Annotated in this window: 15 protein-coding genes and 2 pseudogenes; 6 read left to right on the top strand and 11 right to left on the bottom strand. The window is 64.1% G+C overall.

The features are described from left to right. Nucleotides 1–213 precede the first annotated feature (213 nt). The gene (coaD, locus tag AC27KI_RS12500; protein ID WP_284429351.1) at nucleotides 214–711 is read left to right on the top strand and encodes a pantetheine-phosphate adenylyltransferase; all 498 of its coding nucleotides are present in this window, start codon (nucleotides 214–216) and stop codon (nucleotides 709–711) included. 22 nt (nucleotides 712–733) lie between these two features. Here the strand turns inward: coaD and AC27KI_RS12495 are convergent, their stop codons facing one another. From AC27KI_RS12495 to AC27KI_RS12470, 6 genes are all read right to left on the bottom strand, one after another. Further along, complete coding sequence (locus AC27KI_RS12495) at nucleotides 734–1,858, bottom strand: zinc-binding metallopeptidase family protein (RefSeq protein WP_487089399.1); 1,125 nt, start codon at nucleotides 1,856–1,858, stop codon at nucleotides 734–736. Nucleotides 1,859–2,000: 142 nt separating this feature from the next. Then, on the bottom strand, nucleotides 2,001–2,315 hold the full coding sequence (locus tag AC27KI_RS12490) for a BON domain-containing protein (RefSeq protein WP_092741513.1): 315 nt from the start codon (nucleotides 2,313–2,315) through the stop codon (nucleotides 2,001–2,003). A 113-nt stretch (nucleotides 2,316–2,428) separates the two neighbouring features. Beyond that, nucleotides 2,429–3,001: a ferritin-like domain-containing protein gene (locus AC27KI_RS12485; RefSeq protein ID WP_317356312.1), complete on the bottom strand. Its 573-nt coding sequence runs from the start codon at nucleotides 2,999–3,001 to the stop codon at nucleotides 2,429–2,431. A 50-nt stretch (nucleotides 3,002–3,051) separates the two neighbouring features. After that, nucleotides 3,052–3,450: a hypothetical protein gene (locus tag AC27KI_RS12480; RefSeq protein WP_272565011.1), complete on the bottom strand. Its 399-nt coding sequence runs from the start codon at nucleotides 3,448–3,450 to the stop codon at nucleotides 3,052–3,054. A gap of 60 nt (nucleotides 3,451–3,510) precedes the next feature. Further along, nucleotides 3,511–3,675 (bottom strand): DUF1328 domain-containing protein, encoded by a 165-nt coding sequence (locus AC27KI_RS12475; RefSeq protein WP_011796896.1) that lies wholly within the window; start codon nucleotides 3,673–3,675, stop codon nucleotides 3,511–3,513. A 230-nt stretch (nucleotides 3,676–3,905) separates the two neighbouring features. Continuing rightward, on the bottom strand, nucleotides 3,906–5,249 hold the full coding sequence (locus AC27KI_RS12470) for a sensor histidine kinase (RefSeq protein WP_284429348.1): 1,344 nt from the start codon (nucleotides 5,247–5,249) through the stop codon (nucleotides 3,906–3,908). 140 nt (nucleotides 5,250–5,389) lie between these two features. Between AC27KI_RS12470 and AC27KI_RS12465 the strand changes: the two genes are divergently transcribed. Next, complete coding sequence (locus AC27KI_RS12465; RefSeq protein WP_092741509.1) at nucleotides 5,390–6,022, top strand: response regulator; 633 nt, start codon at nucleotides 5,390–5,392, stop codon at nucleotides 6,020–6,022. Between the two features lie 128 nt (nucleotides 6,023–6,150). Here the strand turns inward: AC27KI_RS12465 and AC27KI_RS12460 are convergent, their stop codons facing one another. The 4 genes and pseudogenes from AC27KI_RS12460 to gpmA all read right to left on the bottom strand — a co-directional run bounded on the left by AC27KI_RS12460 (nucleotide 6,151) and on the right by gpmA (nucleotide 9,800). Further along, nucleotides 6,151–6,555 (bottom strand): response regulator, encoded by a 405-nt coding sequence (locus AC27KI_RS12460; RefSeq protein WP_272565009.1) that lies wholly within the window; start codon nucleotides 6,553–6,555, stop codon nucleotides 6,151–6,153. A gap of 116 nt (nucleotides 6,556–6,671) precedes the next feature. After that, nucleotides 6,672–7,426 (bottom strand): annotated as a pseudogene (locus AC27KI_RS12455) (HesA/MoeB/ThiF family protein). A gap of 87 nt (nucleotides 7,427–7,513) precedes the next feature. After that, nucleotides 7,514–8,950, bottom strand: coding sequence for a S41 family peptidase (locus AC27KI_RS12450; RefSeq protein WP_284427224.1), 1,437 nt, complete (start codon nucleotides 8,948–8,950; stop codon nucleotides 7,514–7,516). Nucleotides 8,951–9,056: 106 nt separating this feature from the next. Continuing rightward, nucleotides 9,057–9,800, bottom strand: coding sequence for a 2,3-diphosphoglycerate-dependent phosphoglycerate mutase (gpmA, locus tag AC27KI_RS12445; RefSeq protein ID WP_272565006.1), 744 nt, complete (start codon nucleotides 9,798–9,800; stop codon nucleotides 9,057–9,059). Nucleotides 9,801–9,871: 71 nt separating this feature from the next. Here gpmA and AC27KI_RS12440 point away from each other — a divergent pair, with 71 nt between their 5' ends. From AC27KI_RS12440 to AC27KI_RS12425, 4 genes are all read left to right on the top strand, one after another. Further along, nucleotides 9,872–10,279: a rhodanese-like domain-containing protein gene (locus tag AC27KI_RS12440; RefSeq protein ID WP_284427225.1), complete on the top strand. Its 408-nt coding sequence runs from the start codon at nucleotides 9,872–9,874 to the stop codon at nucleotides 10,277–10,279. A gap of 52 nt (nucleotides 10,280–10,331) precedes the next feature. Continuing rightward, complete coding sequence (gene grxC / locus AC27KI_RS12435) at nucleotides 10,332–10,604, top strand: glutaredoxin 3 (protein WP_272565005.1); 273 nt, start codon at nucleotides 10,332–10,334, stop codon at nucleotides 10,602–10,604. A gap of 120 nt (nucleotides 10,605–10,724) precedes the next feature. After that, the gene (gene secB, locus AC27KI_RS12430; protein ID WP_092741496.1) at nucleotides 10,725–11,186 is read left to right on the top strand and encodes a protein-export chaperone SecB; all 462 of its coding nucleotides are present in this window, start codon (nucleotides 10,725–10,727) and stop codon (nucleotides 11,184–11,186) included. Between the two features lie 60 nt (nucleotides 11,187–11,246). After that, entirely contained in the window at nucleotides 11,247–12,263 is a 1,017-nt protein-coding gene (locus tag AC27KI_RS12425; RefSeq protein ID WP_487114052.1) for an NAD(P)H-dependent glycerol-3-phosphate dehydrogenase, read from the top strand. A gap of 300 nt (nucleotides 12,264–12,563) precedes the next feature. On the opposite strand, the pseudogene AC27KI_RS12420 reads toward AC27KI_RS12425, so the two are convergent. Further along, nucleotides 12,564–12,676: pseudogene (locus tag AC27KI_RS12420) on the bottom strand (pantoate--beta-alanine ligase); the annotation flags it as partial.

Below are 12,676 nucleotides of genomic sequence, written 5' to 3'. Positions count from 1 at the left end.
CGCGTGCATGCCCATCTGCTCAAAAACAGTGATGCTATTGAATTTGTAGCGATAATGCCCTAGTGGAATATGCGCTGGAGGCATTTTTTGCTTGTAGTGCTCGCGGCCATCACTGCCGCCGGGGCGGCCTTTCCGCCCGCTGCATAATCCGCCCCTGCGCCCGCCCAAACGCGTGTGCCCCCTTCCGCCAGACCGCAAAGGAGCGACCACGCCATGGCCCAGAACGTCCTCGCCATCTATCCCGGCACCTTCGATCCCATCACGCTGGGCCATGAAGACGTGGTGCGCCGCGCCACGCAGCTCTTCGGCCGGGTCATCGTGGCCGTGGCGGCAGGGCACCACAAGAAGACGCTGTTCAGCCTGGAAGAGCGCATCGAAATGGTCCGCGAAGCGGTGCGCGGCTATCCGCAGGTACAGGTCGAGACCTTCTCCGGCCTGCTGCGCGACTTCGTGGTCGAGCGCGGCGGCAAGGCCATGGTGCGCGGCCTGCGCGCCGTGACCGATTTCGACTACGAGTTCCAGCTGGCCGGCATGAACCGCAGCCTCATGCCCGAGGTGGAAACCGTCTTTCTCACGCCCAGCGACAAGTTCCAGTTCATCAGCAGCACCTTCGTGCGCGAGATCGCCCTCTTGGGTGGCGAGGTGGACAAGTTCGTTTCCCCGGAAGTGTCCGAACGCCTGGCCGTCAAGGTGCGCGCCCAGTCCGCCTGAGGCGAGTTCGCGGCCGGCGCCGTCAGGCTTGCCGTGCTTTCAGCGGTTCGGGCCGTGCGCGGTTGCGGGCGGACTGCACCAGTTCATGCACGAAACGCAGCTTGGCGAGCGCCCCGGATGACAGGGCGAACGGATAGGCATCCTGCTGGCCCAGGCTGCGGTTCAGGCTGTTGAGCAGCAGCGTGAGCGGTACCCACTCGCTGACCATCGCATCGAAATCCGGAGATTGCGTGGCGAACGGGTCGTTCATCGTGAAGCGGCGTGGCGCGCCTGCCTTGGGCTTCGGGATCTGAAGCCCGGTGCGGTAGCTCGACGCCGTTTCCAGCAGATCCACCATGTGCAGGTAGTGCGCCCAGGTCTCGGCCCAGTCTTCCCAGGGGTGGGCCGTGGCGTACGCGCTCACATGGTGGTCGCCCCAGTCCCGCAGGTGCGGACTGCTGGCGTAGTAGGTCTGCAGCGCCGCGCCGTAGTCCTGCCGCTCGTCGCCGAACACGGCACGGAAGTGGTCCAGCTTGCCCTGGTCGCGCAGGAGCCGGTCCCAGTAGAAATGCCCGGATTCGTGCCGCAGGTGGCCGATCAGCGTGCGGTAGGGCTCGTGCAGCGCCAGCCGGCGGCGCGCACGTTCGTCATCGTCGGCTTCGGCGATGTTGAGGGTGATGGTGCCGCTCGAATGCCCGGTGATCACGGGGTACCCCGGCTGGTCGGCCAGAAATTCGAACGCCGGGCTTTCGCCGGGGGGCGCCGGCTCCAGGCCCAGCTTGGCCAGCGTGTAGTAAAGCTGCCGCTTGGCGTGTTCGATCTGTTTCCAGCGCCGCAGGTTGGCGGGCTCCGACAGGTCGGGGAGGATGCGCGTCTGCCGGCACGAGACGCACAGGGCCTGGGGGTCGTCGCCCTGCAGCGCGAAGTTGCAGGCGCGGTGCGCGGTGCGGTGGTGGCACAGCCGATACAGCGGCTGGGCACTGCCCCTGCCGGAGTCCGCGACCCGCTCCCACAGGTCCGAGTCGTCACGCAGGCCCGATACGGCTGGCACCAGCGCCGCCATCGTCAATTGGTCTGGCAGGAAGGCGAGCTTGGCGCCGCAATGCAAGCATTGGACGCTGTCGAAGAAAACGAGGTGACCGCATTGGTCGCAATTGAATACCTGCATGGTGCGAGCTTAGAGCCTGTGACGAATCTTGCATTGCACTTGCGGCAAGCCTGTGGCAACCCAAGGGGTTGGCGAAACAAAAACAGGCTCCGAAGAGCCTGTGTTTGCAAGGTCTCCGCAGGCCGCAGGGGCCTGCGTGGCCTCAAGGACGCACGACGATGCTGTTGCGCACGTCACGCACGTGCTTGGTGTTGCGTGCGATGGATTCGGCCGTGTTCTTTTCGGTCTGCGACTTGGCGAAGCCCGACAGCTGCACGGTGCCGTTCAGCGTTTCCACGCTGATGGACGTGGCGGACACGGACTTGTCTTCAGCCATCTTGGCCTTCACAGCGGTCGTGATGCCGGCATCGTCCACGTAGGAGCCGACGGTCTGCTGGTCGCGCGCCACCGAGCAACCGGCGGAGATGATGGTTGCGCCAGCGAGGGCTGCAAAAGCGAGGGCACGTGCGTATTTCATGGTTATTTCCTTGGTTTGGTTTGTTAACACGGGTGCTTTGGGATTCTGCAGCCCACCGACCTGTTGCACCCCCCGCGGTCGATGAACTGTTTCTTGGTTGGCGGCGTCGCCTTTCAGCGTTGCAGCCAGTCCTTGAGTTCGTCGGCATGCTCTTCTTCGTCGGCCAGGATGCCTTCCAGCATCCGGCGCGTCGTCGGGTCCTTGTCGCCGATCAAAGTGATCATCTGGCGGTAGGCCTCCACCGCGATGCGCTCGGCCACCAGGTTGGCTCGCACCATGGCCTTGAGGTCGGACGATTCGTCGTAGTCGGCGTGGCTGCGCTCTTGCAGCGAACTGGGGGAAAAGTCGGGCTCGCCGCCGAGTTGAACAATGCGCTGCGCGATCTTGTCCGCATGGGCGGATTCCTCGTTCGCATGCACCAGGAATTCGGCCGCGATGGCGGGCGACTCCAGGCCGTCCGCCGTGAAATGGTGTCGCTTGTAGCGCAGCACGCACACCAGTTCGGTGGCGAGCGCGTCGTTCAGCAGCTTCACGATGGCATCGCGGTGCGGACCGTAGGCGGGCGTGACAGCGCCTTCATCCAGATCCTGCGTTGCTGCGTAATGCAGCGCCTTTTCGTCGAGCACGAGGGCCTCGGACGGGGCCGCCGGATGGCTGGCTGTGTTGATGGTGGTGACAGGGGACATGGGGACGCTCGCTCTTTGTGATTGCCGTGTTTTAAGCAGTTGCCAGTGAATCAATATTCGTGGCGGCGGGGGCGGCGGCTCATCAGGCACAGCGTGGCCACTGCGGCGCCCGCGGCGGCAGCCAGCAACATCGATTTGCCAGGCTGCTCGACCACGTAGCGCGTCGTGACGTCGGCCGCCTGGTTGAGCTGGCGGCGGGCGCGTTCCGTGGTGTCTGCGCAGTAGGAGATGCCACGCGATGCCAGGTCTTGTGCACGGGCTGCGAGATCGTCGATCAGCGGGTTCACCTCACCATGCAGTTCGTCCACTTTGCGTGCGGCCTTGTCCAGGGTGTTGTTGGCAGCGTCGCGGGTGGATTGCACGGCGTCCTTGGCGGAGTCGAGCACGCTGTCTGCGGCGTTATGTGCGGAATCCACGGCTTTTTTCGCGGCGTTCTGGGTGTCGATCATGGTTGGGTTCCTTGGGGTTTTGGAGTGGTGAGCGCTTCGGTACGCGGTGCGTTCAGTGCGTTAACCGCGCTTGAGCAGGCTCAGCACGAAGGTGACCACGGCCATGATCACGAACACGAAGAACAGGATCTTCGCAATGCCAACGGCGCCGGCAGCGATACCGCCAAAGCCAAAAAGGGCGGCGATCAAAGCGATCACCAGGAAAACCACTGCGTAATGCAACATATCCATCTCCTCTTGCACCAGAAGTTCCGGCGGGTTGGTGGGGGGCGCATTGGTCAGCGCCTGGAATTGAATGTAGTTTTCGCAGTGCAGGGTGGCTGCCGGTCCCTGGCGCGCACCCATGTAGGACGCCGCCCATGAGGGAGGGCTGCTGAAAAATCAAGAGTGGCTGGAGGCGGCGGGCCCCGCCGAAACAGGGTGTGCGGGGCGCTGCGCCGGGCCCCACCGCGCTGTCAGTGCACGTGCGGCAGCACGGCGGATACGAGGGTGCCTTCGCCAGGTTCGGAGGTGACGGTCAAGCGACCGCCAGCCGCCTCGACCCGGTGGCGCATGCCCATCAAGCCATGGGCGGAAGGGTTGGCCTTGCCTGTGTCGAAACCGCTGCCGTTGTCGCGGATCTGTACCGCTACATGCGTGGGGTAGTTGTGCACGGCGACCAGCACCTTGCTGGCGTTGGCGTATTTGCCGATGTTGGTCAGCGATTCCTGGACCATGCGGTAGATGGTCAGTTGAACGGATTCGGGCAGTTCCACCGCTTCCAGATTCAGGTCCACCTCCACATTGCTGCGTTCTGCGAACTCGCGGCCCAGGATTTCAAGCGATGCCGTCAGCCCCAGGTTGAACAGCGACGAAGGCCGCAGGTCTTCGATGATGCGGCGCTTGAGCGCAATGCCGCTGTTGAGCGTGTCGGTCAGGTGCTTGAGGCGTTCGGCGATTTCAGGCGCCTGGGAATCCACCCTGGATTTGAGGCGCGCCACGTCGAGCTTGGCCGCGGTGAGCAGGGCGCCCAGTTCGTCATGCAGTTCGCGCGCCAGATGGCCGCGTTCGTCCTCGCGCACCTGCTGCAAGTGGTTCGCCAGCTCAGTGAGGGACGCGGTGCGCTCACGTACCAGCTGTTCGAGCCGGTCACGCTCGCGCTCCAAGGTTTCCTGCTCGCGCTGGTTGAACGACTGCAGTGCGCTCGCCTGCCGCAGGTACATGTAGAAAGCCAGCAGCCCGATGGCCGCCATGGTCGCGATGCCGATGCGCGACAGCATGAGGGAATGAAGGATCTCTTGCGTGCTGTGGTTGGTGCGTTCGGTGCTGCGTTCGGTCAGCCGGCCCGACAGCGAACGGATGGCATCCATGTTCTCCTTGCCCACATCGGTGGAGAGCACGAACTTCCATGCGTCGTCGTTGTCCTGGCGCCGCAGCCGCAGGCTCAGATCGAGCTCGGACATCTTGCGGGATATCTGCCGCGAAAGCTGCGTGAAGTCTTCCTGGTCTTCGACCGAAGAGGCGGCGAAGATGGCGCGCAACTCGTCCAGATTGCTGTTGATGGTGGACGCGGCCTTCTCGTAGGGCTCGAGATAACGCTCATCACCGGTCAGCAGATAGCCCCGAAGACCGGTCTCTGCATCGAGCATGTTCTGCATCATGCGATCGAGCGCGGCGCGGGTGGTATAGGTGCGAGAGAGGGCGCTGACCGCATCGTGCGAGCGGTCATAACCGGCCTCGTTGATGCCAACCAGCGCCGATGCAGCCAGCAGTGCCAGGGGCAAGCTGACTGCCATCTTGCGAAAATTGGACCAACGCATAGGTTTCTCCGAAAGACAGGCGGGTGATTTCTGGATAATGTCACCAGCCAGCGGTGTTCCGCTGCAGGCACGCCCGCAACGGGTGAATTGGCTACCAGAACGATAACGGGCAGCTTGGCTGCCCCTTGAAAGAACGCTCAATGATCAAGATCGGCATTGTGGATGACCATGCGATTGTCCGCTCGGGATTGCGACAATTTTTGTCAGAACATGTAGACCTTCGGGTGGTGGGTGAGGCGTCCAACGGGCGCGAGGCGATCGATCTGGTTCGTGCACAGGAGATCGACGTGCTGCTCATGGACTTGTCGATGCCCGGCCAAAGCGGCCTCGATGCGCTGGCCATGCTGCGTGCGAAGGCGCCCGACATGGGCATCCTGATCCTCAGCGGCTATCCGGAGGAGCACTACGCCATCAACCTGATTCGCCAGGGTGCCAGCGGCTACCTCAACAAGGAATGCGACCCCAAGGAGATCGTCGAAGCCATTCGCACGATCTCGCTGGGCCGCCGCTACCTGACCCCTGCCGTGGCCGATCTGCTGGCCCAGCAGCTCAACCGCAAGGACGATGCGCCGCCGCACGAACAACTGTCGGAGCGCGAGTTCCAGGTGTTCCTCAAGCTGGCCAAGGGCGAAACCGCGGGCGACATCGCCAAGTCTTTGTCGCTCAGCGTGAAGACCGTGAGCACATACCGCACGCGCCTGATGGAAAAGATGGCGCTGTCGTCCAACAGCGACCTGACCTACTACGCACTGAAGAACAAGCTGATCGATTGAACCAGCACCCAAGCAAAACGGCCACCGGGCAATCGGTGGCCGTTTTCAAATGGAATGGGTGGAAAAAGAGCCCGAGCCTGGTCCGATGACCAAGTCCTCGCGGCTTGGCATTGAATCCGGCTTCAACGTCAGCCGGTGGCGGATTTTGGGTTGGCCTGGCGGGCCGTGCTGTGCTCTACACAGTATTCGACCAGTGCGTCGATCTCGTTGGATTTGTCGAACACTGCATCCACGCCCAATTGGGCGCAGCGCATGCGAACGTCCGGCGTTGCATAGTTGCTGAGCACCACCATCTTCTGGCCTGCGGTGCGATTGCGGCACGCTGCCAAGACCCCCAGACCGCTTCCCTGTCTCAGAAAAAGATCGACGATGGCCAGGTCCCACTGGCCTGCATTGTTGGCCAGCCACTCTTTGCCTTCGTCTTCGGTCTCCGCAATGCCTACGGCTTCCACCTCCGCCAGTTCCTCGAGCGTGCCGATCAGGTTTTCTCGGATGGTGGCGTTGTCTTCAACAATGTAGGTGCGCAGTTTCACTGTGGGGTCCAGTCCGGATCACGGAGGCAGAATGAGAATGTGATCACAGCTTCACTTTATGGGGAACCAATGTGTCATTCTGCCAGTAGCAACATGCTGAGCCGGTAGGATTCTTCCTACGGTGTGGCGTGACCACATACGCTGCAATGCCCATGGCGCGGAATTTTCATCACAGTCCATTCCATGGAACGGCCGTCGAGCATCGAGAGCCGTCCCGCCAGCGATTCACCGAACCCCGCGATGAGCTTGAGAGCTTCCGCCGCCTGCATGGCGCCGATGATTCCGACCATCGGTGCGAACACGCCCAGGGTGGCGCACTGGGTTTCTTCGAATGCGGTGTCCGGCGGGAAGATGCAGGCGTAGCACGGCGATAGTGGATCGCGCGGGTCGATGACGGTGATCTGCCCGTCGAAGCGGATGGCGGCGCCCGTGACCAGCGGCTTGCGGTGGGTCACGCAAGCGGCGTTCACGGCATGGCGCGTTGCATAGTTGTCGCTGCAGTCGAGCACCACGGTGGCCTTGCCCACCCAGTCATCGAGCCATTCCTTGTCGCCCGGGCCTGGATGGCGTCCAACCGCACACCCGGATTCAAAGCCTGCAGCGCTTGAGCGGCGGAGTGCACCTTGGGCTCTCCGACACGCTCCGTGGTATGGGCGATCTGGCGCTGCAGGTTGGTCAGGTCCACCACATCGTCGTCCGCCAGGGAGATGCGTCCCACGCCGGCAGAGGCCAGGAACAGGGCGGCGGGTGAGCCCAGCCCACCCGCTCCGATCACGAGCGCGTGGGCGGCCAGGATGCGCTCCTGGCCCTCGATCCCGATCTCGTCGAGCATGATGTGGCGCGAATAGCGCAGTAGCTGATCGTCTGTCATGGGGGCTGGAAACGGGTGCGATAGCGAGGCCATGAAAAAGGCCGGGCGCCTGAAAGGCGCCCGGCCGTCGGTGAATCCAGAAGGGATTTAGTTTTCCTTCTTTTCTTCCTTGCGTTCAGTCTGCGTCTTGCTGACGAGCACGGTCTGGCCCTTCAATTGGTTGAGGGCCTGCGCCAGCTGAAAGTCCTTGTCCGAACCGAACTCCGGCATCTTGCGGTCGGCGATGGGCTTCTTGGCTTCTTCTTCAAGGCGCTTGCGCGCTTCCTCGCGGGCCTTCTCGCGTGCTTCGTCCTTCTTCTCTTCGCCCTGGCCGCTGGTCAGGTGCTTTTCGAGATCGGCCTCACGCATGCGCAGCGATGCATACACATCGCCTTCGGCGCTTTCATCCACCATCACATCGGGCACGATGCCCTTGGCCTGGATGGACTTGCCGCTGGGGGTGTAGTAGCGCGCGGTGGTCAGCTTGATGCCGGTGTCCGGACCCAGAGGACGCACCGTCTGCACCGAGCCCTTGCCGAAGGTCTGGCTGCCCATGATGGTGGCGCGCTTGTGGTCCTGCAAGGCGCCGGCCACGATTTCACTGGCAGAGGCCGAGCCTTCATTGACCAGCACCACCAGGGGCACGCTCTTGAGGGCGGCGGGCAATCGCTTGAGCGGGTCGCCATTGCCGCGGCGCTGGTAGAACTCCGGTGCCGCCTTGAACGTGGCCTTGCTTTCCGCCAGTTGTCCGTCGGTGGTCACCACGGTGACGTTCTCGGGCAGGAAGGCGGCAGAGATGGCCACGGCTGCGTCCAGCAGGCCGCCCGGGTCGTTGCGCAGGTCGAGCACCAGGCCCTTGAGGTTCGGCTCCTGGCGATAGACCTCTTCGATCTTGCGAACGAAGTCGTCCACCGTGCGTTCCTGGAACTGCGACAGGCGGATCCAGCCATAACCGGGCTCGATCACCTTGCCCTTCACGGACTGCGTCTTGATCTCTTCGCGCGTGATCGTCACCGGGAACGTGCGGCTCTCGTCCTTGCGGAAGATCGTCAGCGTGACCTGGGTGCTCGGCTCGCCGCGCATTCTCTTGACCGCATCGTTGAGGGCCAGGCCCTTGACGGCGGTGTCGTCGATCTTGGTGATCAGGTCGTTCGTCTTGAGCCCGGCACGGAATGCCGGCGAGCCTTCGATGGGCGAGACGACCTTGATGAGCCCGTCTTCCTGCGTGATCTCGATCCCGACGCCCACGAAGCGGCCGGAAGTGCCTTCGCGGAATTCCTTGAAGGACTTCTTGTCGAAATACTGGGAGTGCGGATCGAGGCTGGACACCATGCCCGAGATCGCGTCGGTGATGAGCTTCTTGTCATCGACCGGCTCGACGTAATCGGTCTTCACCAGACCGAACACGGCGGACAGCTGCTGGATTTCCTCGAGCGGCAGCGGCGTCATCGCGCCGCGCGCCACCGTCTGCAGGGAAACGGTGGTCAGTGCCCCGGCAACGACGCCGATCGACACCCAACCTGCGATTTTCAGTTTGTGGCCCATTAAAAACACCTTTGCCGCTTCAATATACACCTTGGAAAGATTGCCACCAGTGCAGTTCCGCGCTGGAAGCGACTTTTGCGCTGTGCGGGCCGCCTTTACACGGACTTTACGCCTTGCCCTGCGATGCCACTGCGGCCGCGGCCTTGGCAGCGGCTTCGGCGTCGCCCAGGTAGTAGTGGCGCAGGGGTTTCAGGTCCGCATCGAGTTCATAGACCAGGGGGATGCCGTTCGGAATGTTCACGCCGACGATGTCGTCGTCCGAGATGCCGTCCAGGTACTTGATCAACGCGCGGATCGAGTTGCCGTGCGCCGCGACCACGATGCGCTTGCCGGCACGGATGGCGGGCGCCATGGATTCGTTCCAGAACGGCAGCACGCGCGCGACGGTGTCCTTGAGGCACTCCGTCAGCGGGATCTGCTCGGGGGCCAGGCTGGCGTAGCGCAGGTCGCCCCGCTCGCTGCGAGGGTCGGCGGCTTCCAGCGCAGGCGGCGGCGTGTCGTAGCTGCGGCGCCACACCAGCACCTGCGCATCGCCATATTGCTTGGCCATGTCGGCCTTGTTCAGGCCCTGCAGGGCGCCGTAGTGGCGCTCGTTCAGGCGCCAGCTGTGGTGCACCGGCAGCCAGGTGCGGTCCATCTCGTCGAGCGTGTGCCACAGCGTGCGCGTGGCGCGCTTGAGCATGCTGGTGTAGGCCAGGTCGAATTCGTAGCCCTCCGCCTTCAGCAGGCGGCCTGCGCTCTTGGCCTGTTCCACGCCCGTGGGCGTCAGATCGACGTCGGTCCAACCGGTGAAGCGGTTCTCGAGGTTCCAGGTGGATTCTCCGTGGCGGATCAGGACGAGTTGGTGCATGGTTTCCCTAGAGCAGGCGGGTCAAAATCCAGCATTCTAAAATTGAGCGGTTTGCCAACCCTAGGACTGACGTGAAATTCATCATCGACAACTGGTATTTGTTCTTTATCGCGCTGGCCTCCGGCGGCATGCTTTTGGTGCCGCTGCTCAAGGATGCCACCGGCGGCTCGCTGACGGCGGCACGCGCCGTGCAGCTCATCAACCGCGAGAAGGGCGTGGTGATCGACGTGTGCGAGCCCGAGGAATTCGCGGCGGGCCATGTGGGTGGCGCCAAGAACATCCCGCTGAACCAGCTGGAAGAGCGGCTGCCCCAGGTGGTCAAGAACAAGGCCCTGCCGATCGTGCTGGTTTGCGCCAAGGGCCCGCGGGCCCAGCGCGCCGTGGGCATCGCCAAAAAGCTAGGCTACGACAATGCCCAGGCGCTGGCGGGCGGGCTGAAGGCGTGGAAAGACGCCAGCATGCCGGTTGAAAAGGCCTGAGTTGGCCGCAATGTGTGTTGTGTAGCCATTTTTTGAGCAGGAAGGCCCTCCCATGCAAGCCGTGAAGATGTACACCACCGCCGTCTGCCCCTACTGCATTCGGGCCAAGCAGATCCTCAAGTCCAAGGGCGTGGAGGAGATCGAGGAAGTCCGCGTGGACCTCGACCCCGTGGCCCGCAGCCACATGATGGAAATCACCGGGCGCCGCACCGTGCCCCAGATCTTCATCGGCGATACGCACGTCGGCGGGCACGACGATCTGGTCGCGCTCGACGGCCGGGGCGGCCTGATGCCGCTGCTCGGCGGTGCCCAGGCCGATGCCTGAACTGCCGCTTTTCCGATTCTGCGGCGCTGCATAATGCAGCCCCAAGTGCCCGCTGCGGGGAGCGTTTTCCCCAGCGGGCTTTGTTTTGTCGAATAGTGTTCTGACTGAAAGACCGACACCATGGCTACCGAAGAAAATCCCGTGTTCCAGATCCAGCGCGTGTACCTGAAGGACTTGTCCCTGGAGCAGCCCAACTCGCCCGCGATCCTGTTGGAGCAGGAACAGCCCAGCGTGGACATCCAGCTGGGCGTGGAAGCCACGCCGGTGGCCGATGGCATTTTCGAAGTGGCCGTGACCGCCACCGTGCAGACCAAGATCAAGGACAAGACCGTGTTCCTGGTCGAGGCCAAGCAAGCCGGCATCTTCGAGATCCGCAACATTCCCGAAGACCAGATGGGCCCGATCATGGGCATCGCCTGCCCGCAGATCGTGTACCCCTACCTGCGCGGCAACGTGGCCGACACCATCACGCGCGCCGGCTTCCCGCCCGTGCACCTGGCCGAAATCAACTTCCAGGCCATGTACGAGCAGCAGCAGGCCCAAGTGGCCTCCGCAGCGCCGTCGCCCATCATCACGCAGTAAGCAGCGTGCAGCGCCGGGAGGCCTTTGCGCCTCCCGCGTGAACCTCGGGCACACGAACGAATGAACATCGTCGTCTTGGGGGCCGGGGCCTGGGGCACGGCCATGGCCGTCAGCGCGGCATTGCACCCATCGGCGCATGCCGTGACCCTGTGGGCGCGTGACGCGCGGCAGGTGGCCGGCATGCAGGCCACACGGCAGAACGTCCGGTATCTGCCGGACATCGAACTCCCTTCTTCCCTGGTGCTGAGCGCGGGCGACCCGTTGTCGCTGGCCTCCAGCGCCGATCTGGTCGTGGTCGCGACGCCCATGTCCGCTCTGCGCGGCATGCTCCAGGTGCTGAGCGCCGTGGACGTGCCGGTGGCCTGGCTGTGCAAAGGGTTCGAAGCCGCCCCATCGGGCGGCAGCGCCGTGGGCCTCATGGGGCACGAGGTGTGCGCGCAGGTCGCCCCCGGCCTGTGCAGCGGAGTGTTGAGCGGCCCCAGCTTTGCGCAGGAGGCGGCCCGCGGCCAGCCGACGGCGCTGGTGGCGGCCAGCCCGCACGCCGCCGTGCGCGATCTGCTGGTGGACGCGTTCCATGGCCCCACGCTGCGGGTGTACGCCAACGACGACATCGTCGGCGTCGAGGTGGGCGGTGCGGTGAAGAACGTGCTGGCCATCGCGACGGGGCTGTGCGACGGGCTCGACCTGGGGCTCAACGCCCGAGCCGCCCTCATCACGCGCGGCCTGGCAGAGATGACGCGGCTGGGGCTGGCGCTGGGTGCGCGGCCCGATACCTTCATGGGATTGTCAGGATTGGGCGACTTGGTGCTGACCGCGACCGGCGACCTGTCGCGCAACCGGCGTGTGGGCCAGGCCCTGGCACAGGGGTTGACGCTGGCCCAGGCGGTGGATTCGCTCGGCCATGTGGCCGAAGGCGTCTACAGTGCCCGGACGGTGCTGGCGCGTGCGCGCCATCTGCAGGTGGACATGCCGATCACCGAGGCGGTGGTGGCGTTGCTGGACGGGCAGAGAACGCCGCGCGATGCGGTGGCGCTGCTCATGGGCAGAAGCCCGGTGGCGGAACTCTCGCGGCCTTGAAGGGCCTTTGAAAGCTCTGCCACCGGGCTTCTTTGCCCGTTGCAGGGGTTGATGCTCAGAGCACGCCGAAGAGCATGAGCAACAGCACGAGGGACAGTGGGACGCCGAGAAGCCAGAGGATGACAGGCATGGAAGTTCTCCTGAAGAGTGGTTGGTCGATGGATCAACCTTAAAGGCCACCCCTGGGCACCCCCTGTGCGGCGTGGGCACCTGCGCGCGTAGTCCCGAGCCTACCGGCGGTGCAGGAGAGGCCGAGCCGCTCGCCTTCGCCGCGATGCACCGCCCGGTGCGGTGCGCCCTTCAGAATTCCAGGTTGTCGATCAGGCGCGTGTTGCCCAGCCGAGCCGCGCCCAGGGCCACCAGCGTGCCTGCGCCTGCCGGGCCGCCGGCCTCGGGCGGCTGCAGGTCGTGGC

Source organism: Acidovorax sp. KPB24-03 (assembly GCF_057546605.1).
The sequence above is the reverse complement of the archived record's forward strand: the minus strand, read 5'-3'. Positions and strand labels throughout refer to the sequence as shown.

What these genes read in the sequence shown, in the direction of transcription:
- AC27KI_RS12490 (WP_092741513.1), bottom strand. Translation starts at nt 2,315, where the DNA reads ATGAAATACGCACGTGCCCTCGCTTTTGCAGCCCTCGCTGGCGCAACC.
- gpmA (WP_272565006.1), bottom strand. Translation starts at nt 9,800, where the DNA reads ATGCACCAACTCGTCCTGATCCGCCACGGAGAATCCACCTGGAACCTC.
- AC27KI_RS12475 (WP_011796896.1), bottom strand. Translation starts at nt 3,675, where the DNA reads ATGTTGCATTACGCAGTGGTTTTCCTGGTGATCGCTTTGATCGCCGCC.
- AC27KI_RS12485 (WP_317356312.1), bottom strand. Translation starts at nt 3,001, where the DNA reads ATGTCCCCTGTCACCACCATCAACACAGCCAGCCATCCGGCGGCCCCG.
- secB (WP_092741496.1), top strand. Translation starts at nt 10,725, where the DNA reads ATGGCTACCGAAGAAAATCCCGTGTTCCAGATCCAGCGCGTGTACCTG.
- coaD (WP_284429351.1), top strand. Translation starts at nt 214, where the DNA reads ATGGCCCAGAACGTCCTCGCCATCTATCCCGGCACCTTCGATCCCATC.
- AC27KI_RS12425 (WP_487114052.1), top strand. Translation starts at nt 11,247, where the DNA reads ATGAACATCGTCGTCTTGGGGGCCGGGGCCTGGGGCACGGCCATGGCC.
- AC27KI_RS12450 (WP_284427224.1), bottom strand. Translation starts at nt 8,950, where the DNA reads ATGGGCCACAAACTGAAAATCGCAGGTTGGGTGTCGATCGGCGTCGTT.
- AC27KI_RS12495 (WP_487089399.1), bottom strand. Translation starts at nt 1,858, where the DNA reads ATGCAGGTATTCAATTGCGACCAATGCGGTCACCTCGTTTTCTTCGAC.
- AC27KI_RS12465 (WP_092741509.1), top strand. Translation starts at nt 5,390, where the DNA reads ATGATCAAGATCGGCATTGTGGATGACCATGCGATTGTCCGCTCGGGA.
- AC27KI_RS12470 (WP_284429348.1), bottom strand. Translation starts at nt 5,249, where the DNA reads ATGCGTTGGTCCAATTTTCGCAAGATGGCAGTCAGCTTGCCCCTGGCA.
- grxC (WP_272565005.1), top strand. Translation starts at nt 10,332, where the DNA reads ATGCAAGCCGTGAAGATGTACACCACCGCCGTCTGCCCCTACTGCATT.
- AC27KI_RS12480 (WP_272565011.1), bottom strand. Translation starts at nt 3,450, where the DNA reads ATGATCGACACCCAGAACGCCGCGAAAAAAGCCGTGGATTCCGCACAT.